The organism is Taklimakanibacter albus (genome assembly GCF_016595235.1).
In the GTDB taxonomy this organism is placed as follows: Bacteria; Pseudomonadota; Alphaproteobacteria; order Rhizobiales; family Aestuariivirgaceae; genus Taklimakanibacter; species Taklimakanibacter albus.
Genome location: NZ_JAENHL010000008.1, coordinates 1297035 through 1315788, shown reverse-complemented (window position 1 = coordinate 1315788; position 18754 = coordinate 1297035). Strand labels below are relative to the sequence as shown.

The window sequence follows — 18754 nt, the reverse complement described above, 5'->3', positions numbered from 1 at the left end:
TCAGCTCTTTTTCTTCTTCGTCGTGTCGGTCGCGGGATCGAGCAGGCGGTGCAGATGCACGATGAAATAGCGCATCTGGGCGTTGTCGATGGTCTCGCGCGCTTTGCCGAGCCAGGCCTTCTGCGCCGTCTCGAAATTCGGGAATATGCCGACGATGTCGAGCCCCGCGACATCCTTGAAGGTGATGCCGTCGAGATCGGTGAGTTCGCCGCCGAAGACCAGATGAAGAAGCTGTTCCGGCTGTTTCTTGGGTGACTTGCTCATGATGGTGAAAGATGCTCCAGAAGTTTCGCCTGCAACTGCGGCGACGTGGCCACGTAATTTTCCTGCCGCGTCACAGCGCGGTTATAGGTAAAAACTTTTCCGCTCAATCCGGTGACGATGCCTCCCGCTTCGTGCACCAGAAGATCGCCCGCCGCAAGGTCCCAGTCATGCTTGGGCGTCGTCGAGAGCGCCGCGTCGAGCTTGCCTTGCGCCACGAAAGCGAGCCGCAAAGCGAGCGGTATGTTGCCGCTCGGCACCGCTTCCACCGGGGCCTGGGCCTGAAGCTGCTTCAAGGCCGAGACATTGCCGAGGACACGGGCGCCGGCGAGGCTGGAGGTAGCGTCGATATGGAGCGGCCGGCCATTGAGCCTGGCGCCCTTGCCGGCCGCGGCCTGATAGAAGTCGTCGGTCATCGGACGGTAGATGGCGGCGAGCGTCGGCCGACCGTCGGTCAGCAGTGCCGCGGCCACGCACCATTCATCCGCCCCGTGGGTGAAGGCGCGCGTGCCGTCGATCGGATCGACTATCCACACTTTTGCGCGCCCGAGACGGTCCGGCGTGTCCGGCGTTTCTTCCGAAAGCCAGCCATAACCCGGCCTTGTATCATGGAGCCGCTCCTTCAGCAGTCTGTCGACCGCGAGATCGGCCTCGGTGACCGGCGAGCCGTCGCTCTTCGTCCAGTGCTTGACCTTTCGGAACAAGGAACTGGCCAACGCACCCGCTTCACGCACCGCGTCTTCGAGAAGTTCAGCGTCCGCCAAGAGTCATTCCTTCGAGGCGGCAGGAGGGCGCATTGATCGAGCCGCGATAGACGAGATCATTGGCGGGCTCGAGGTTGCGGAACATGTCGGCGAGCTTGCCGGCGAGCGTCACCTCGCTGACCGGATAGCTGACTTCGCCATTTTCGATCCAGAAGCCGGAAGCGCCGCGGCTGTAGTCGCCGGTGACAATATTGGGTCCGTGACCGATGAGCTCGGTCACATAGAAGCCGGTGCCGATTGATTTGATCATGTCGTCGAGCGACAGGCTGCCGGGGCTCAAGATGACATTGGACGAGGAGGGCCCGGGCGGGCCGGCAAGGCCGCGCGCCGCGTGGCCGGTGGTCTGAAGTCCCAATTGCCGGGCCGAGCCGAGATCGAGGATCCAGCTCTTGAGCACGCCCGCCTCGATGAGCGGCAGCACCTTGGTGGCGATGCCTTCGGCATCGAAGGGTTTGGAGGCGAGGCCGCGCGGGCGCAGCGGGTCGTCGATGATGTGGATGTTTTCGCCGAAAACCTGTTCGCCGAGCTTCTCGCGCAGGAAGCTGGTGCCGCGCGCGATCGCCGAGCCCATGATCGCCGACAGGAAATGCCCGACAAGGCTCGATGCGATGCGGCTGTCATAGATGACGGGCACCGCCTGCGACTTCACCTTGCGCGGATTGACGCGCCGTACCACGCGGCGGCCGGCTTCGCTGCCGATATCCTCAGCGCTACGCAGATCCTCGCGGTGGATGACGGAGGAATAATCATAGTCGCGTTCCATCGCCGTGCCGTCGCCGGCGATCGCGGTGGCGCTGAGCGAAAGGCCGGTGCGCTGATAGGTGCCGGAAAAGCCGTTGGAGGCGGCGAGCGCCACGCTGCGGTCGGAGGACGATGCGCCGGCGCCGCCCGACTTGCTCACGCCCTTTACGGCGAGCGCGCTTTTTTCGGCGGCGAGCGCCATGTCGCGCAATTGCGCCGCATCGAGCAGCGTCTCGCCGGCGATATCGGGCATTGCCCAGTCGTGCGCTATCTGGTTGGGGTTGGCGATGCCGGCATAGGGATCGGGTGGTGCCGCCTTCGCCATGGCGACCGCCTGCTCGGCGATGCGGTCGATGCCCGCCGCATCGATCTTGCTCGTGGCGATTGCTGCCGAGGCCTGGCCGACAAAAACGCGCAAGCCGACTTCGATCGCTTCCGACTGTTCGAGATTTTCGATCGCGCCGTCGCGCACCGCCACTTCGAGGCTGCGGCCGTCGACGACGAGCGCGTCGGCGGCGCTGGCGCCGAAATGTCTGGCACGCGCGAGCGCGGTATGAGCGAGAGCGAGAAGGTCTTTGGTCATCTGATCAATGTGTCGAGAAGAAGCCCTAGGAGAAGCAGCAGCCCCAGATCGCGATTGGAGCGGAACAGCTTCAGGCAGTTTTGCGGGTTGTCGATATCGAGCCTGGCGATTTGCCAGGCGGCATGGAGCGCCGCCGAGGCCACCCCCATATGGGCGAGAAGCCCGGCATGCGCAAGCCAGAGGCTCGTCTCGATGAGGATAAGCGCGATGATGAAGAAGCCGGCGATCCAATAGATCGACGCGGCGCCAAGCTTGAGTGCTGTCGATTTCACCCCGATCAGTACATCGTCCTCTTTGTCCTGGTGCGCGTAGATCGTGTCATAGGCGAGTGTCCAGGCGATGCCACCGAGATAGAGCAGGATGGCGGGCCAGGCGATCTCGCCGTGAATGGCGCTCCAGCCGACCAGCGCCCCCCAGTTGAAGGCGAGGCCCAGAAAGACCTGGGGCCAATAGGTGAAGCGCTTCATGAACGGATAGATGGCGACGAGGATGAGCGAGGCTGCTCCGAGGACAACCGTCGGCCAGTTGAACTGCAGCAGGATCACGAGGCCTAAGAGGCACTGCAGGATCAGGAAGGCGAGGGCCGCCTTGACGCTGACCTGCCCCGAGGGGATCGGCCGCGAGCGGGTGCGCGCCACCTGGGCGTCGAAGTCGCGGTCGGCGAGATCGTTGAGGGTGCAGCCGGCGCCGCGCATGACGAGGGCACCCAGGAGGAAGAGCAGGCCGTACCAGAGATTGGGCATGCCGCCGCCTGCGGCGATCTGCGCCAGGACAAGGCCCCACCAGCAGGGGATCAGCAGCAGCCACAGCCCGATCGGCCGGTCGAGCCGCATGAGCCGCGCATAGGGGCGCCAGGGCCTCGGCATAAACCGGTCGACCCAATTGTCGGGGGGCGCATCGGCGACATGGTCGGTCATGGGGCTGTGTTAGCCCGGGAGGTCCGGGCGTGCAAATAGGCCCATTGCGCGCAGCCGCTGGGGGAGGTTAGGTACCGCTGATCCGGAAAAGTGGATGCCGGTTTTCCGAAAAGATCATGCGCCAATAGAAAATGAACTTATGAAAGACACGCCGCGCCTTTACGTTGCCGAAAAGCTTGCTGAACGAGCCGAGCATCAGCTGGGGCAGGATCAGGCCCATTATCTGCGCGATGTGATGCGGCTCAAGCCCGGTGACCCGGTCAGGCTCTTCAACACGCAGGATGGCGAATATCTGGCCTATCTCGGCACCGTCGCCCGCAAGGCGATGAGCGTCATCTGCGAAAAGCAGCTCGCCGAGGCGGCCCCGCCGCCCGATATCGATTTCGTCTTCGCGCCGCTCAAACATGCCCGTCTCGATTATCTGGTGCAGAAGGCGACCGAACTCGGCGCCCGCCGCCTGCGTCCCGTCTATACGGCGCGCACCATTGTCGACCGCGTCAACCTCGACCGGATGAAGGCCAATGCGGTGGAGGCGGCCGAGCAGTGCAATCTGGTGTATGTGCCCGAGGTGTTTGAGCCGGAAAAGCTCGACCGGCTGCTGGCCAAATGGCCGGCCGATCGTGCTCTGATCTATTGCGACGAACGCTCGGACGGCGCCGACACGATAGCGCTCCTCAAAGGTCTCAAGCTTCCCGCCGCCCTTCTGGTCGGCCCGGAAGGCGGTTTTACACCTGAGGAGCGGGAGGGGCTGAAGCGGCTTCCTTTCGTGACCGTCATCTCGCTGGGGCCCCGGATCATGCGGGCCGATACCGCCGGCACCGCCGCTTTGGCCGTGGTCCAGGCGGTCCTGGGCGACTGGCATTCATGATTTTTTGCCGGGGCGCCCATCACAATCTTTGACTTGTCGGAAGGTGGGCCGCCGCCTAAACGCTTCCCCAGGCAATATCATGGGAATTGATCGTGAGCGGACCTACACCTGACAGCCCGGAAGCACGCGCCGCCATCACCAGCAAACGCCAGCTGGTCGACTATATCGCCAAGGGCGAGAAGCCCGAGTCGGAATGGCGCATCGGCACCGAGCACGAGAAATTCCCTTTTCTGACCGATACGTTGAACCCCGTCCCCTATGACGGTCCACGCTCGATCAAGGCGCTGCTCGAAGGGCTCAAGGCCCGCTTCGGCTGGACCGGCGTCTATGAGGAGGGCAACATCATCGCGCTCGCCGATCCCACGGGGCTGGGGTCGATCTCGCTCGAGCCGGGCGGCCAGTTCGAATTGTCGGGCGCGCCCTTGGCGACCGTGCATGAGACCTGCGACGAGGTGCATAACCATCTGGCCCAGGTGCGCGAGATCGGTGATGCTTTGGGCATTGGCTTCCTCGGCCTTGGTTCATCGCCCATCTGGACGCGGGCCGAGACACCGGTCATGCCCAAGGGCCGCTACAAGATCATGGCGCCCTATATGGACAAGAAGGGCAAGCACGGCCGCGACATGATGTTCCGCACCTCGACGGTGCAGGTCAATCTCGACTTCTCCTCGGAAGCCGACATGGTCAAGAAGCTGCGCGTCTCGCTGGCGCTGCAGCCGGTGGCGACCGCGCTCTTCGCCAATTCTCCGTTCACGGAAGGAAAGCCCAACGGCTTTAAGAGCTTCCGCTCGGCCGTCTGGCTCGATACCGATCCCGACCGCTCCGGCATGCTGCCCTTCGCTTTCGAACCCGGCATGGGCTATGAGCGTTATGTCGATTATGCGCTCGACGTGCCGATGTATTTCGTCCATCGCGACGGCCATTATCACAACACATCGGGCGAGAGCTTCCGCGCCTTCATGGAAGGCAAGCTGCCGCAATTGCCGGGTGAGCGGCCGACGCAGCAGGACTGGTCGGATCATCTGACGACGATCTTCCCGGAAGTGCGACTCAAGAAATTCCTGGAGATGCGCGGCGCCGATACCGGTCCCTGGCGCACGCTCTGCGCGCTCCCCGCACTGTGGGTCGGCATCTTCTATGACCAGACGGCGCTCGACGGCGCCTGGGAGCTGGTGAAGGACTGGTCGGCCGACGACCGGCAGAAATTGCGTGAGGCGGTGCCGCGCGAGGCGCTGCAGGCGACCGTCAAGGGCCGCACGGTGCAGGACGTCGCCAAGCACATGCTGGCGCTGTCGCGCAAGGGCCTGGGCGAGCGCCGCATCGTCGGCTGCAAGGGCAAGACCGAAACGCGCTTCCTCGACGATCTCGACGATATCGCCGCCTCGGGCCGCACCCGCGCCGAGGACCTGTTGCAGCTTTATGACACGAGCTGGAACCACGACGTGCGCCGCGTTTTCCGCGACTTTGCATATTGAGGCCTGCGTTTCGTGACGAGTGAAACGGCGATGGATGGCGAGGCGCAAGATGAGCCTCACCCGGCGTCACCGGCGCCGCGTCCCCAGGGCATCGGCGGTTGGCTGGTTATCCCCATCATAAATCTCGTTACGACGATATGGTTGACCGGCGTCAACATCTGGCCCGCCTGGCGGGACTGGTCCGGCCTTCTGGAGCTTCTGCTCAATCCTGAAAGCAGATGGATGTTCATACCGGTCGTCATCTCGCTGGCTTCCGGCGTGGCGATCATTTTTCTGGCCGCCGCGGCGCTGGCCTTGATGTATCTCAAGAAGCGGATGCTGCCTCGTCTGATGATCGGCTATTATTGTCTTGGCCTGGCAGCGTTGATGTACGAGATGTGGCTGGCCTCCACCTTTTCAGAATTCAGCGGCACACCCGAGGAAGAAGCGCGTGCTGCGCGGGATCTCTTTTGGACGGTCGTCGGGACCCTGATCTGGGCTCCCTATTTTATTGTTTCGAAGCGCGTCAAGGCGACCTTCGTGAACTAGGGCTCTATTCGGCCTTCTCTCTGATCCGGGTCAGGCAGCACCCCTCCTGTCCGGGAGACCAGAGTTCGATCTCATACTCGAAACCCGCCGCTTCCAGGGTGGCCGCGTCAAATGCGGAAGCACAGTGCAGCAAGGTGACGATTTCCTCGTCGCTGCAGCCGGCCTCGACCCAGGCGTCCTTGATCGGGCAGGCCATCATCTTCACGTCGAGGCCCGAGCTGTCGAGCCGCCTGATGTCCGGGCAGAACACCGAGCCGTCATCGGGTGATTTCGCGAAGCCTTTCGCCATGCCTTCGAAGTCTCTCGGCGCGCAGCCCGCCAGCGATTTGCCGACGTGGAGTCCGTGGGCGCGGCTTGCGCTTCGCATCACATCCTTGGCTTCATCCTCGCCATAGCGGGCCTTGAGTTCGCGAAACGCCATCAGATAGGCCATGCCGCGATCCTTGATGGCGTCATACAGCAATTTGTTGGTGGGCTTGTGGGACAGACGTTCTCTCCGAGTTTGTGCCTTCCGGAAGTTAGCCGATCTCAATGCCCGCGCGCGACGTGAGCAAGTCTTCGGCGTCCGCCGCTATCGTCCGCACGATTTCGCCGGCGGGCTTGATGTCGTGAATGAGATCGAGGCCTTCGCCGGCGAAGACGACGGATGTGTTGGTGTCGCCGGCACGCGCCGCTGTCCAATAGGCTTCCGTCTCGCGCGTCAGGTTCTTTTCAAGCGCGCCTTCGTTTCCGTGCCACTTCCGGCTGAAGTCGTTGACGAGCGCGCGGCCGGTATAACCGTCGGGCCAGGGCAGCTCGCGCACGATGTCGAAGACACGGGTGCGCTGCGTGTCGTCGCTGCGCGCCAGCGTCAGCAATTGCTTCACCCGGTCGCTGCCGAGCGCTTCGGGCGTTGCCCAGAAACGCGTGCCGACCAATATTCCGGAAGCTCCCAGCATCAGCGCCGCTGCGAGGCCGCGCCCGTCGGAAAGTCCTCCCGCCGCCACAACCGGTATCTCGCCCGCAATGTCGACCACTGCCGGGGTGAGGGTGAGCGTCGTGCGCCCCGACTTGCCGTGGCCGCCCGCTTCCGTGCCTTGCGCCACGACGATGTCGGCGCCGGCATCGAGCGCCCGTTTGGCGCCGTCGAGATCCTGCACCTGGCAGAGGAGCTTGACGCCGGCCGCCTTGATGCGTGGCGCGAACTGCATTTCGTCGCCGAAAGCGAGGCCGAAGACTTTCGGTGAGCGTTCCATCGCCTGGTCGAAGAGTTCGGGAAATTGCTGGAGCGACCAGGTGATGTAGCCGACACCGATCTGCGCATTGCCAGCGGCGCGGAATTGCTCGTCCATCCAGCTGGTGCCGCCATAGCCGGCTTTCGGATTGCCATAGCCGCCGCCGATCATGCCGAAGCCGCCCGCCTGGCTCACCGCCGCTGCCAGCCTGCCGCCGGCGACGCCGCCCATCGGCGCCAGAATGATCGGATGGGGGATGCCGAGCAGTCTGGTCAGCGCCGTGGTGATCGCCATGATCTCAAGATCTCCTTCATATCGGGAGGATCAGTATGCGCCCGGGCATTGACGGAAAGTCATGCAGTTTTTCGGGAGCGGCTATTCCGCCGCCATCAGCTGGCGCGGCATATTGGAGATGCTTTCCGAGATATGGCGGCTCAGCGCCTCGGCCGCCGAGCTGCGCCGGCCTGGCCGGTGCACGATACCGATGCGGAATTGGCTGAGCTTCGGAAAGCCGTCTTTCTCGGAGAGGAGACGCATGCCCGGACGCAGGCAGATTTCCGGTATCGCGCCGACCGCGAGCCCGGCCAGCACCGCGGCATTCACCGCATTGGAATTGGGACTCGAATAGGCGATGCGGTATTTGCGGCCCTGGCGCTCGAGCGCGCCGACCGCCAGCGCCCGCCATTCGCAGCCTGTATGCGACAAGGCGACGGGCAGCGTATCGAGCATATGGGCGCTGTGGCGCTGCGAGGTCACCCAGACCAGATTTTCGGTGCGCACGATTTCGTCGGCGATGATTTCCGAGCAGGCGGTGACGAGTGCCAGATCGAGCTCGCCATGGCGCGAGCGCTCATAGAGAACCGGACTCATGGCGCAGTCGACATTGACCGTCACCAAGGGATGGGTGCGCGAGAAGCGCGCCAGGATCTCGGGCAGGAAGCGGTCGGCATAGTCGTCGGGCGTGCCGAAGCGCAGCGTGCCGGTCAGCTCGGGCTTGGTGAAGGCGGCGACCGCCTCGTCATTGAGATTGACGATACGACGGGCATATTCGATCAGCCGTTCGCCATCGGCGGTGAACCGGCTCTGCCGCCCGTCGCGCGTGAAGAGGGGACGGCCCACCAGTTCCTCGAGCCGCTTCATCTGCATGGACACAGCCGACTGCGTCTTGTGCACTTCCTCGGCGGCGCGGGTGAAATTGCCGGTGTCGGCAATGGCCAGGAATGTCTTCAGGAGGTCGACGTCGAGATTGGGGATCATGCCACATCTCCATCAATAGTATTGATGGAAAGTATAAGACATATTCGTTGGATTTATCAATAGCGGAAGCGCAGATTAAGGACATTCAGATGAACCGCTTGAGCCGCTTTCGGGTGGCCGGCCCGCCAGGGGAATGATTTTCTGGCGCTACGGAGGATCGTGTCATGAGAGATTATGCCCTGAACCGCGCGATTTTCGAAGACCGTATCGGCAACCGGTCGCTGTTTTCGAGGCTCTTCCACAACTGGAGGGCGCGCAAGGAAGTGACCCAGCTCACCGAATTCGATGATTTCCTGCTGGCCGATATCGGCGTCAGCCGGGCCGATCTGGAATGGGCGGCGAAGCTGCCGATCACCACCGACCCGACCCGGGCCCTGGAAGACCGTGCCGTGCTGCGCGATCGCCATCAGCCCCGCAACCGCCCCGGCTGGGGCGCCTACTGAACCTGACTCCCCCCGACTGACTGGCAGGCGGTTCCCACCCCTGGGCCGCCTGCTTCTTTTTGTGCCTCAGCCGCGCCGGCGGGATCGGGAAGAGGGGCCCTGGCGTACGATTTCGTTCATCGCCAGCGACTCATGGGGTTCGATCCGTCCATACATGTCGGCGCGCATGACGTTCTTCGGAAGCCTGATGAAGTCGGCCAGCGCCTGGATGTCTTTGAGAGGGGTTAGTTCCTCCACCCATTCCGAATCGACCTTGAACTCCCAGTCGACCGTTTTCAGGTCCTGCTTCAGGATGAAGCCATAGGCCTCGAGCCCTTTGGGCCCGTCGGCGACGACGATCTTCCAGAACTGCGATGGAATTTGCACGATCAGTTCATCGCCGTTCTCGTCCTTGCCTTTGAAGGGCCTGTCCTTCTTGTCGTCGAAGACCGGCCCGGCAAAGATCACGACCTTTTCGCCTTTGGCCTGTTTGAGGATCATGTTCTCGAGACGGCCCCAGTCGCCTCCCAGTTTGGATTGGTTGAAGGCCGCCACCTGCGGCGAGCAGTTGGTGACGTGGTAGCTGTCGCCATTGGCGCGGCGCACTTGCGCATAGGTTTTGCCCCACACGACATCGTCACGGCGAACGATATGCCCCTTGTCGAAGGATTTGCGGTCATTCTTGAAGAAGGCGTCCGGCAGCTGATGAGCGGCATCGATGCGCTCTTCGGGAACCCATTTTTCGATGTCGCCGTCGGCCAGCCCGCCCAGCGCCTTGCGCGAATAGCTTTTGGACGGTTCGGGTCGCCGCGCCTTCTCTGTGGCATCGACATTGCTGGCTGTGAACATCGCCAGCCGCCGCGCCTTGTGCATGACAATCGAGAAGTGCTCATAGGGGATGGCCGTTCCGCCGCTGGACATTTTCGCCGCCAGCGCCGGCTTGGTCACCCGTGGCAACGCGATGACCTCGCTGAGAAAGTTCTTGTCGTAGCCCGTCCGGTTTTCATATTTCGAATCGATCACCGGCGCCTTGTAGGCTTCGGTGGCGGCGATCACATCGGCACCGCCCGCCGGCGTGGTTGGCGTTGGCGGCGCGCTTGAGCCGATATGTTCGATCTCGGCGGCATAGCCGATCGGCAGATCGATGCGGGTGCCCTGAGCCATCGCTGTGACGCGGAGCCTGGAGATACTGGATGTCCCCGCTTCGACCGTCCGCGGGCCATCGGGAGGGATCGAGCCCGGCGGTGGTGACGACAGAGCTTTTTCTCCGCTGGCGGTCGCCATGAACTCATCCAGCAACGGGCTTCCCGGCGCTTCGCCGAGCGCCGCCACGATCCGGCTGGCGCGTATGCCGCGATTGCCGATCCAGTCGATCTCGCCATCGTCGGTCGAATTGTCGGCGACGGTGCCGGTCTTGGTCAGCCATTGCCCCTTGGCGTTCTTCCGGGGAACACCGGCGCTATGCAATCCGACCACTTGCCATGTGTCGTTGAAGAGCGGCGATCCCGAAGATCCTTGCGCCGTGTCCGAATGGTAGACGAGAAAATTATCCTCCTTCTTGAGCAGCTTGTTCTCGCGCAGCGCCACTTGTTTCGGCAGACCCGACGGATGCTGGATGATGGAGATGAATTCGCCCTCATTGATTTTGCCGTGATTTGGATTGAGGCGCAGATATCGATATGTCGTGAGCCCCGCATTGCCCGGATCGCCGTCCGGGGTCTGGTCCACCGCGACGATGGCGAAGTCGAGCTCCTCATGGGCGAAGAAGTAGATGTCGGGACGCGTCCTGAATGAAGGTCCGCGCCGTTCTATGCCTTCGATATCGAGCACATAGTCGAACTGCGCGAGCGCAAGCGCCGCCTCCCCGGCATGGGGAAAGACATGATGATTGGTCAGCAGGAGCGAGGGCGACACCATGAAGCCGCTGGCGGCGCCGATCTGCCGCTCGGCCTCGTCGCGCAGGATGACCCGGCACACCGACTTTGCCGCGAAAAGACCGCGCTCGAAGAAGTTGAGATCGACGAGGTCGTTGTCGCCCAATATCCGCTCCTTCTCGGACTTGGACGGACGCAGGACTGTTTCGGTGAGCGTTCGCCGCCGCAATTCGAGTTTGGCGGGGGAGTTCATGTCGCGCGGCTTGACGAATTCCCGGCCGCGCAGGCCGGGCAGGCTCGCAGCCATTTCCTGCGTGGTGCGATCGACGATTTGTCTCAGATCACGGACTTTCATCTGTTTCGCTTTCGCAAATGGAGTTGTGTGGCGCCCCCGAAAGACGGAATGGAATGACAGAATTCGAGAGGCGCTCGGGGCAGTGGCGGCTAGGCACGCTTATCGATGGTGCGATCCAGTAAGGGATCGACCTTACACTGCCCTCACGTCAATATTATCACGGTCCTCGCCGTGAGTCTGCGTCTTTTTCAGTGTCTGGGCTGAAACGTCCGGAGATTGATGGGGCGCCGGATCTACCTGGCGCCCCCTGATGCTTTTATCCGGCGTTAGCGCCGCTTGGTCATCCGGTCGACCGAATTGAGCAGGTCGTCAGCGGCATTGCCGCTGGATGTACCGCCGCCCAGGACGTCGTCGAGTCGCTTGCGGCTGCGCTGAGTGATATCCTGATTGTACCCGCCGCCGGCTCCACCTCCACCCTGGCCGCCGCCCATCATCTCACGCAGCAGGTCTTCGATACTGACGCCGCCGGGTCCGCCTTGGCCGCCGGCTTGCGGCCGTGGCGCTCCGCCGGCTTGGCCGCCACCGGCCCCGCCGCCCAAAATATCGCCGAGAATGTCACCGAGGCCACCACCGCCTTGGCCGCCCCGGGGGGCCGCTTGGCCCTGCTGACCCTGGGCGCCGCCGCCCAGTATGTCGCCGAGGATGTCACCAAGCCCGCCGCCGCCCTGGCCACCGGCCGATCCGCCGCGTGGTGCGGCCTGACCCTGGCCGGCGCCGCCGCCCAGTATGTCGCCGAGGATGTCACCAAGCCCGCCGCCGCCCTGGCCGCCGGCTGGCCCGCCGCGTGGTGCCGCCTGACCCTGGCCGGCGCCGCCGCCCAATATGTCGCCGAGAATGTCACCGAGGCCGCCGCCGCCCTGACCGCCGGCTGATCCGCCGCGTGGTGCGGCTTGGCCCTGGCCGGCGCCGCCGCCCAAAATGTCGCCCAGAATATCGCCGAGCCCGCCACCGCCCTGGCCACCAGGTGCCGGCGCAGGGGAGGGCGTATTGGCCGACGCCGGCTTGCCGCCGCCGAACATGCCCTTGGCGAGCTGGCCCATGATGATGGCGGCGATGACCGGCAGCATCTTCTTGAGCACCGCCGATGAGACGCCGGACAGATCGGCTGCCTGATTGGCGACGCCACGGCTCACATCCTTCGAACCGAAGACATGGCCCAATATGGCATTGCCGTCGTCGGCGACCTGGTCATAGCCGAGCGCCGAGGTGTTGTCGGCATATTGGCTGTGATTGCCCGCCTGCAGCGCCTTCAGGAGATTGGCGAGCCCGTCATCCGACTGGTTGTTGCGCCGGATGCCGGCGGCGACGACGGGCGCCAATTGCTCGAAGGCGGCGCGCGTCTGTGCTTCGTTGAGGCCGAATTGACGGCCGATTTCCGCGATATCCATGATCTGCCTCTTTCTGCTCTGGTTAACGCCGAAGGTTGCCGAGAATCTCGCCGAAGATCTGATCGAGCGAGAACGTGCCGCTAAGCTTCTTGCGCGTCGTTCGCTTGCGCGGCGTGGATTTGCGCGTGGTGCCGAAAATGCTGGTGGTACGCCGGCGCCGCCGCTTCGGCGCCAGTTGCCGCGTGGCGCCCTGCACCGCGCCTTTGACCACCGCTTCGATGATGGTCGAGAGAATTCCGCCGTGCTCTTCGCCATTGCCCGCCGCGCGCTGCTCGCCCATCAGCCCCTGCCTCTGCGGTTGCGCATATTGGCGCGCCAGAACCGCGAGGACGGCGCTCGCCGCGATCGCCGCCAGCTTGTTCATCGCCGCGTCCTTGGGTGCGATGGCGAGCGCCTTGCGCGCCGTCGTCGCCGAGCCATAGATATCGGCGAGCACCGCCTCGCCGTCCGCGACGAGCTCGGGATCATCCATAAAATTGGAATCATCGAGAAAGGCGTCGCCGTCGCCGTCCTCAAGCAGATCGAGAAGCTTCTCCAGGGCCTCGGGGTCCTCGGCCCGCTTGTGCAATTGGCCGGCGATGGCGGCGCCCATGCGCCCGAGTGCCTCTTCCGCGCGTTTCGGATCGATGCCCGCCGCCTGTCCGGCATTGGCGAAGAACTGCCCATCCTGGGCCGAGCGCAATATGTCCATCAACCCCATTTCACCAACCCAAAGTCACAAACTCATGTCAGGTTTTCTGCTGCGCGACCTTGGCCACGATCCTATAGGCCCAGGCCACGGAGGCAACACCGAAGATGATCGACCCGATCGCCACCCCGACCATCACGCCTTCGGGGCCGGCGACCTCAGCGCCATAGATCGCGAAGGGAATGGTGCCGATCGTCGCCTTGGCCCAGTTGAAGACCGTCGACGTGTTGGGATGGCCGAGATTGTTGAAGGCGGCGCTGGCGACGAATTGCGCGCCGGCGAAAGCCCAGCTCGCGGCGATGAAGCTGCAGAAGAACAAGACGAGCTCATGGGTGCGGCCGCTGGCGCGGAACAGCTCGGCGATTTCGTGGCGGAAGGCGAACAGAAGGGCTGACGTGATCAGCGTGTAGATGGTCGCGAAGATGAGCCCGTCGGTGAGCGTGCGGCGCACCCGGTCATAAAGGCGGGCGCCGTAATTCTGCCCGATGATCGGACCGACCGATCCCGACAGCGAGAAGATGATGCCGAAGGCAACCGGGATGACGCGCCCGATGATCGCCGCCGCGGCGACCGCCTCATTGCCGAACGGCGCCACGGCGCGCGTCACATAGGCATTGGCGAAGGGTGTGGCGAGCTGCGTCAGCATCGCCGGCACCGCGATCTCGGAGATCTCGCGTATATCCGCCTTGAGCCTGGCGAGGCTCGGCGGCGCGAAGAAATTATGGACGCGATGGACGCTGTGAAGGCCGACAGCGAGCGAGCAGATATCGGCGATGACGCCGGCCAGCGCCGCGCCCTGGATGCCCCAGCCTAGCCAGAAGATGAAGATCGGGTCGAGAATGGCGATGACGATGGCGACGACCAGGGTCACATACATCGCGCGCCTGGCATCGCCCAGGCCCCGGAGCGTGAAAGAGCAGGCGACCCCGCCCGCCAGCACCACGAAACCGGGGGACGCGATCCAGACGAACTGCTTGGCGAGATGGAGTGCCTCACCCTCGGCGCCGAGCAGACGCAGGAGCCAGTCGGCGCCGAAGGCGATGAGGCCCGAAAAGATCGCCGACAGGATGCAGGAATACATGAAGCAGCTGGTGGCGAATTCACGCGCCCGCTCCGGCCGCCCGGCGCCGAGATTGCGCGCCACCAGCACCGCGGCGGCTATGCCGGTGCCGATGCACAGCGACAGATTGACGAAGACGACGGTGCCGGCATAACCGATCGCCGCGGTGATCTCGGTCTTGCCCAGGAGGCTCAGATAAAAGAGATCGAGCAGATCGACCAGGAACATCGACATGAGGCCGAGCGCGCCGGTGAAGGTCATCACCACCACATGCCGCATGGTCGAGCCCGTCACGAAGCGGGCTTCGCTTGTCGCTGCCGTGCTCATGCGGACAGAAGACCCAGTGCGCGGGCCTCGCGCTCGAAGCCGGTGCGCCCGGTGAAATGATGGGCCGTGAGGCCGGCGATCCGCGCCCCGTCGACATTGGATTTCTTGTCGTCGGTGAACCAGGCCTTGCCGGCATCGATGTCGAGACGCCGCATCAGCCGGCGATAGCTTTCGGGATCGGGTTTCTTGGTCATGAACTCGAAGGAGAAATAGCAGTCGGCGCCGAAAATCTGCGCGGCGTCCGGAAATACCTCGGCGATCCCCGCCTTCATCAGCGGCCCGTTATTGGTGAAGAGCGCCACGCGCCGGTGCCGGGCGATCTCACGAACCAGCGCCAGCATATCGGGCCAGGGCTGAATGGCGGCACGGCGCGCCGCGATCCATTCGTCCTGGCTGATCGGATGGCCGAGGCGGCGGGCGAATTCGGCGAGATAGTCTTCCGCGCTCTGATAGGTGCCTGAATCGGCGGCATCCTCGAAGCCCGAATCCCACAGAGCGGCGCGGATGTCGCGCGGCGTCTTATGGGAAATCCGGCCGAGCGCCCTGAGCCTTGCGCCGAGATCGTAGCGGCACAACACGTCGTCGAGGTCGAATATGACGATATCGAAGGTCATCCTTGCGGCAATTCATCGAGTCTTCTGATTCTGGGCCGGGCTCCGCATGCTACACCGAGGCGAAGGTATTTTGACAGCGGCGCCTTGCGATTGACTTTTATCCACATCACCTGCTTGTGTCTCCTGAACAATCTGAGAGTGAAGCGACGTGATGGATTTGGATCGGATCAGGGCCGATACGCCGGCGACGGCGCGGCGCGCTTATTTGCACAATGCCGGGGCGGCGCTCATGCCGCGCACCGTGGTCGACACGCTCAAGAACCATATCGATCTCGAAGCGGAGATCGGCGGCTATGCCGCCTTCCGTCAGGAGATCGGGCGCTGCGAGGCGGTTTATGGCTCGGTGGCACGCCTCATCAACGCCAAGCCCGAAGAGATTGCGCTGGTCGAAAATGCGACGGTCGCCTGGCAGATGGCTTTTTATTCGCTTGAGTTCGCCCCGGGCGACCGCATCCTAACCGCCGAAGCCGAATATGCCGCCAATTATGTGGCATTTCTGCAAATGGCGAAGCGCACCGGCGCGGTGATCGACGTGGTGCCGAGTGATCCGACCGGTGAGCTCGATGTCGCGGCGCTCGAGCGGATGATCGATCATAAGGTGAAGCTCATCGCCATCACCTGGGTCCCGACCAATGGCGGCCTCGCCAATCCGGCAGCCGTTGTGGGGCGGATCGCCAAGGCGCATGGCATTCCCTATCTGCTCGATGCCTGCCAGGCGGTAGGCCAGATGGTGGTCGATGTCGAGGCGCTCAATGTCGACATGCTGTCGGCGACCGGGCGCAAGTTTCTGCGCGGGCCCCGCGGCACCGGCTTTCTCTATGCGCGCAAAGGTTTTCTCGACCGCATGGAGCCGCCGGTGATCGATCATTATGCGGCGCCCTGGGTGGCGCGCGACCGCTATGAGCTGCGTCCAGACGCGCGCCGCTTCGAGAATTGGGAGAACAACTACGCCGCCCGCCTCGGCCTCGGCGCCGCAGTCGACTATGCGCTGGAGATCGGCATGGAGCAGATCGCGGCGCGCTGCCTTGCGCTCTCCGGACGGCTGCGTGCCGGTCTTGCCGCGACCGGCGGCGTGACGCTGCTCGATCTCGGCCGCACCCCGTCCGCCATTGTCAGCTTCAATGTCGATGGCATCGAAGCGCGAGAGGTTGTACGGCAAGCCTTGGCGGCGGGGATCGTCATTGGCGCCTCCGAGCCCGAAAGCACCCGTATCGATTCAGAGAACCGCAACCTCGCCGACACGGTCCGCGCCTCGCCGCATTATTACAATAGTGAGGCGGAGGTCGACCGGCTGATCGACCTCTGTTCAGGAATGCGCGGGAAGCTTCATGCCGCGGTGCCGCCGACGGTGATCTGATCGAGCCTGAGGCTCGGCTGGCCGACGCAGACCGGCACGCCCTGGCCCTGCTTGCCGCAGGTGCCGATGCCGGGATCGAGCGCCATGTCGTTGCCGACCATCGAGATGCGCTTCAGCGCATCGGCGCCGTTGCCGATGATGGTGGCGCCCTTCACCGGCGTGGTGATGCGGCCGTTTTCGATCAGATAGGCCTCAGTGCAGGAGAACACGAACTTGCCGGAGGTGATGTCGACCTGGCCGCCGCCGAAGGATTTGGCGAACAGCCCGTTTTTCACCGAGGCGAGGATCTCGTCCGGGTGCTTGTCGCCATTGAGCATGTAGGTGTTGGTCATGCGCGGCATCGGGCTGTGGGCGAAGGACTGCCGCCGGCCGTTACCGGTGGGTTTCATGCCCATGAGCCGGGCGTTGAGCCGGTCCTGCATATAGCCGACCAGGATGCCGTCTTCGATCAGCGTGGTCGAGGAGGAGGGGGTGCCCTCATCGTCGATGGCGATCGAGCCCCGGGCGCGCGCCACCGTGCCGTCATCGACGACGGTGATCCCCCGGGCGGCGATCCGCTCGCCCATCAGCCCGGCAAAGGCGCTGGTCTTCTTGCGGTTGAAATCGCCCTCGAGCCCGTGGCCGATGGCTTCATGCAGCAGGATGCCCGGCCAGCCGGGTCCCAGCACCACGTCCATTTCGCCGGCCGGCGCCGGTTTCGCCTCGAGGCCGACGAGCGACTGGCGCACCGCCTCCCTGACCGCGTCCTGCCAGGTGGCCTCGGTCACATAGTCGCTGTAAAGCCCGCGCCCGCCGAAGCCATAGGAGCCGCTGGCGCGCTCGCTGCCGTCGCTCGCCATCACGCTGACCTGGAAGCGCACCAGGGGGCGGCTGTCGCGATAGATTTCGCCTGCCGTCCGCAGAATCTCGATCTCCTGCCAGTCGCCGGACAGCGAGACGCTGACCTGCTTGATGCGCGGATCGGCCTTGCGGGCGAAATCGTCGACCTGCTGCAGGAGCGTCACCTTGTCGGCGAAGGCGAAATGGTCGGACGGATTCTTGGCCGGGTAGAGTTCCCGATTCGTGCGCGCCGGCGCCTGGGCGACGGCCGAGGCGGGGCCGCCGATAATGGTGCGGCAGATGTCGGCCGCCCGTTTCATGGCGGCAGCCGAAAGCTCGGTCGAATGGGAATAGCCCTGGGTCTCGCCGCTCACCACGCGCAGGCCGAAGCCTTGCGCCTCATCGAAGCTCGCCGATTTGAGCCTGCCGTCATCGAAGACCGCATGTTCGGACAGGCGCTGCTCGACGAAGAGCTCGCCGTCATCGGCACCTTTGAGGGCGGTATCGAGGATTTGGGCGGCTTCGCCCCGGCCGATGCCCGTCTTGTCGAGAAGGGAGATCATGGCCGGTCGGACCTTATGCGTCAGAGCTTGCCGAGGGCGGTAAAGGCGGCGGCAAAGCCGTTGAGGGACACCTTGATCGGCATGCTGATGCCGGGCGCTTCATAGATGATGAAATTGGCGGCGGAGCCCTTGCGGAACTTGTCGAGCGTCTGGGCGCCCGCTTCGCCGAACGCCACGCAGATCTGGGGCAGGCAGCGGGTGAAGGGGATGCGGCCGACCGCGCCGCCATCGATCTCGAGCGCGATGCCGGTCGGCAGATAGACGCCGATCGGGGCCATGATACGCATCATGGTGACGTCCTTGCCGTTCTGCTTGCCGCGCACGAAGACGGTGGTGAGGCCGACTTTGGCGTTCTTCTCGCTGCGCGCCGCCTGGATCATGCCGCATTGACGTTCCATCTCGCCGGGCTGACCGCCGGCCTTCTGCTCGTCATTGCACTGGATCTTCCAGTCGCCATGGGTGGCGATGATCTGCGGCGCCTGGGCTTGACCTTGAGCCTGGCCCTGGGCGCGCGGCCCGGCTTGTCCCTGGCCCTGCTGCGCCTGCGGGTTCCGCGGGCCGAAATTGTTCTTCTGGGGCGCCTGTTCCTCCTGGGCCAGTGCCGGGGCGATCGCGATGAGGGCGGCGACCGTCAAAGCGGGCCAGCGCAGCATGTTCTTGGAGAAGATGGGCACGGGGC

At 64.1% G+C, this 18754-nt stretch carries 19 protein-coding genes; 5 read left to right on the top strand and 14 right to left on the bottom strand.

All coding sequences use genetic code 11. The features are described from left to right. Genes JHL16_RS29265 through ubiA form a run of 4 tightly spaced genes read right to left on the bottom strand, consistent with a single transcriptional unit; the run spans position 1 to position 3266 of the window. Positions 1 to 264: a DUF4170 domain-containing protein gene (locus JHL16_RS29265; protein ID WP_200188409.1), complete on the bottom strand. Its 264-nt coding sequence runs from the start codon at positions 262 to 264 to the stop codon at positions 1 to 3. After that, positions 261 to 1025, bottom strand: coding sequence for an inositol monophosphatase family protein (locus JHL16_RS29260; protein ID WP_200188408.1), 765 nt, complete (start codon positions 1023 to 1025; stop codon positions 261 to 263). Before JHL16_RS29260 ends, JHL16_RS29265 begins: the two co-directional genes overlap by 4 nt. Further along, positions 1012 to 2349 (bottom strand): TldD/PmbA family protein, encoded by a 1338-nt coding sequence (locus JHL16_RS29255; protein ID WP_200188407.1) that lies wholly within the window; start codon positions 2347 to 2349, stop codon positions 1012 to 1014. The genes JHL16_RS29260 and JHL16_RS29255 overlap by 14 nt, the downstream gene beginning before the upstream one ends. Beyond that, complete coding sequence (gene ubiA / locus JHL16_RS29250) at positions 2346 to 3266, bottom strand: 4-hydroxybenzoate octaprenyltransferase (protein WP_200188406.1); 921 nt, start codon at positions 3264 to 3266, stop codon at positions 2346 to 2348. The genes JHL16_RS29255 and ubiA overlap by 4 nt, the downstream gene beginning before the upstream one ends. 139 nt (positions 3267 to 3405) lie before the next feature. Here ubiA and JHL16_RS29245 point away from each other — a divergent pair, with 139 nt between their 5' ends. The 3 genes from JHL16_RS29245 (at position 3406) to JHL16_RS29235 (ending at position 6137) form a co-directional block, all read left to right on the top strand. Beyond that, on the top strand, positions 3406 to 4134 hold the full coding sequence (locus JHL16_RS29245; protein ID WP_200188405.1) for a 16S rRNA (uracil(1498)-N(3))-methyltransferase: 729 nt from the start codon (positions 3406 to 3408) through the stop codon (positions 4132 to 4134). A 92-nt stretch (positions 4135 to 4226) separates the two neighbouring features. Then, positions 4227 to 5609 carry a glutamate--cysteine ligase gene (locus JHL16_RS29240; RefSeq protein ID WP_348647292.1) on the top strand — a complete coding sequence of 461 codons (1383 nt, stop codon included), beginning with the start codon at positions 4227 to 4229 and terminating at the stop codon, positions 5607 to 5609. Between the two features lie 12 nt (positions 5610 to 5621). Then, positions 5622 to 6137, top strand: a complete 516-nt coding sequence (locus JHL16_RS29235) for a DUF2569 family protein (RefSeq protein WP_200188404.1) — start codon at positions 5622 to 5624, stop codon at positions 6135 to 6137. A gap of 4 nt (positions 6138 to 6141) precedes the next feature. Here the strand turns inward: JHL16_RS29235 and JHL16_RS29230 are convergent, their stop codons facing one another. The 3 genes from JHL16_RS29230 to JHL16_RS29220 all read right to left on the bottom strand — a co-directional run bounded on the left by JHL16_RS29230 (position 6142) and on the right by JHL16_RS29220 (position 8608). After that, complete coding sequence (locus tag JHL16_RS29230) at positions 6142 to 6570, bottom strand: L-2-amino-thiazoline-4-carboxylic acid hydrolase (RefSeq protein WP_200188403.1); 429 nt, start codon at positions 6568 to 6570, stop codon at positions 6142 to 6144. An 85-nt stretch (positions 6571 to 6655) separates the two neighbouring features. Continuing rightward, on the bottom strand, positions 6656 to 7645 hold the full coding sequence (locus JHL16_RS29225) for an NAD(P)H-dependent flavin oxidoreductase (protein WP_200188402.1): 990 nt from the start codon (positions 7643 to 7645) through the stop codon (positions 6656 to 6658). Positions 7646 to 7726: 81 nt separating this feature from the next. Beyond that, positions 7727 to 8608: a LysR substrate-binding domain-containing protein gene (locus JHL16_RS29220; protein WP_200188401.1), complete on the bottom strand. Its 882-nt coding sequence runs from the start codon at positions 8606 to 8608 to the stop codon at positions 7727 to 7729. Between the two features lie 164 nt (positions 8609 to 8772). Here JHL16_RS29220 and JHL16_RS29215 point away from each other — a divergent pair, with 164 nt between their 5' ends. Next, positions 8773 to 9051 carry a YjiS-like domain-containing protein gene (locus JHL16_RS29215; protein WP_200188400.1) on the top strand — a complete coding sequence of 93 codons (279 nt, stop codon included), beginning with the start codon at positions 8773 to 8775 and terminating at the stop codon, positions 9049 to 9051. Positions 9052 to 9117: 66 nt separating this feature from the next. On the opposite strand, the gene JHL16_RS29210 is transcribed toward JHL16_RS29215, so the two are convergent. The 5 genes from JHL16_RS29210 to JHL16_RS29190 all read right to left on the bottom strand — a co-directional run bounded on the left by JHL16_RS29210 (position 9118) and on the right by JHL16_RS29190 (position 15336). After that, on the bottom strand, positions 9118 to 11259 hold the full coding sequence (locus JHL16_RS29210; RefSeq protein ID WP_200188399.1) for a DNA/RNA non-specific endonuclease: 2142 nt from the start codon (positions 11257 to 11259) through the stop codon (positions 9118 to 9120). A 266-nt stretch (positions 11260 to 11525) separates the two neighbouring features. After that, complete coding sequence (locus JHL16_RS29205; protein WP_200188398.1) at positions 11526 to 12647, bottom strand: DUF937 domain-containing protein; 1122 nt, start codon at positions 12645 to 12647, stop codon at positions 11526 to 11528. Between the two features lie 22 nt (positions 12648 to 12669). Next, on the bottom strand, positions 12670 to 13338 hold the full coding sequence (locus JHL16_RS29200; protein ID WP_200188397.1) for a DUF937 domain-containing protein: 669 nt from the start codon (positions 13336 to 13338) through the stop codon (positions 12670 to 12672). A gap of 37 nt (positions 13339 to 13375) precedes the next feature. Next, on the bottom strand, positions 13376 to 14722 hold the full coding sequence (locus JHL16_RS29195) for an MATE family efflux transporter (protein ID WP_200188396.1): 1347 nt from the start codon (positions 14720 to 14722) through the stop codon (positions 13376 to 13378). Then, positions 14719 to 15336, bottom strand: a complete 618-nt coding sequence (locus tag JHL16_RS29190) for an HAD family hydrolase (RefSeq protein WP_200188395.1) — start codon at positions 15334 to 15336, stop codon at positions 14719 to 14721. Before JHL16_RS29190 ends, JHL16_RS29195 begins: the two co-directional genes overlap by 4 nt. Before the next feature lie 148 nt (positions 15337 to 15484). Here JHL16_RS29190 and JHL16_RS29185 point away from each other — a divergent pair, with 148 nt between their 5' ends. Next, positions 15485 to 16693 carry an aminotransferase class V-fold PLP-dependent enzyme gene (locus JHL16_RS29185; RefSeq protein ID WP_200188394.1) on the top strand — a complete coding sequence of 403 codons (1209 nt, stop codon included), beginning with the start codon at positions 15485 to 15487 and terminating at the stop codon, positions 16691 to 16693. Here JHL16_RS29185 and tldD read toward each other — a convergent pair. Both tldD and JHL16_RS35345 read right to left on the bottom strand, forming a co-directional pair. Then, a complete protein-coding gene (gene tldD / locus JHL16_RS29180; RefSeq protein ID WP_200188393.1) occupies positions 16663 to 18075 on the bottom strand; it encodes a metalloprotease TldD in 1413 nt (470 codons plus the stop codon). The two genes, JHL16_RS29185 and tldD, sit on opposite strands and share 31 nt — an antisense overlap. Before the next feature lie 20 nt (positions 18076 to 18095). Beyond that, positions 18096 to 18749, bottom strand: a complete 654-nt coding sequence (locus tag JHL16_RS35345; protein WP_200188392.1) for an invasion associated locus B family protein — start codon at positions 18747 to 18749, stop codon at positions 18096 to 18098. Positions 18750 to 18754: the final 5 nt, after the last annotated feature.

Coding starts and splice junctions, on each gene's coding strand:
- JHL16_RS29245 (WP_200188405.1), top strand. CDS start 3,406: ATGAAAGACACGCCGCGCCTTTACGTTGCCGAAAAGCTTGCTGAACGA.
- JHL16_RS29225 (WP_200188402.1), bottom strand. CDS start 7,645: ATGGCGATCACCACGGCGCTGACCAGACTGCTCGGCATCCCCCATCCG.
- JHL16_RS29255 (WP_200188407.1), bottom strand. CDS start 2,349: ATGACCAAAGACCTTCTCGCTCTCGCTCATACCGCGCTCGCGCGTGCC.
- JHL16_RS29265 (WP_200188409.1), bottom strand. CDS start 264: ATGAGCAAGTCACCCAAGAAACAGCCGGAACAGCTTCTTCATCTGGTC.
- ubiA (WP_200188406.1), bottom strand. CDS start 3,266: ATGACCGACCATGTCGCCGATGCGCCCCCCGACAATTGGGTCGACCGG.
- JHL16_RS29195 (WP_200188396.1), bottom strand. CDS start 14,722: ATGAGCACGGCAGCGACAAGCGAAGCCCGCTTCGTGACGGGCTCGACC.
- tldD (WP_200188393.1), bottom strand. CDS start 18,075: ATGATCTCCCTTCTCGACAAGACGGGCATCGGCCGGGGCGAAGCCGCC.
- JHL16_RS29220 (WP_200188401.1), bottom strand. CDS start 8,608: ATGATCCCCAATCTCGACGTCGACCTCCTGAAGACATTCCTGGCCATT.
- JHL16_RS29210 (WP_200188399.1), bottom strand. CDS start 11,259: ATGAAAGTCCGTGATCTGAGACAAATCGTCGATCGCACCACGCAGGAA.
- JHL16_RS29200 (WP_200188397.1), bottom strand. CDS start 13,338: ATGGACATATTGCGCTCGGCCCAGGATGGGCAGTTCTTCGCCAATGCC.
- JHL16_RS29230 (WP_200188403.1), bottom strand. CDS start 6,570: ATGGCCTATCTGATGGCGTTTCGCGAACTCAAGGCCCGCTATGGCGAG.
- JHL16_RS29190 (WP_200188395.1), bottom strand. CDS start 15,336: ATGACCTTCGATATCGTCATATTCGACCTCGACGACGTGTTGTGCCGC.
- JHL16_RS29215 (WP_200188400.1), top strand. CDS start 8,773: ATGAGAGATTATGCCCTGAACCGCGCGATTTTCGAAGACCGTATCGGC.
- JHL16_RS29205 (WP_200188398.1), bottom strand. CDS start 12,647: ATGGATATCGCGGAAATCGGCCGTCAATTCGGCCTCAACGAAGCACAG.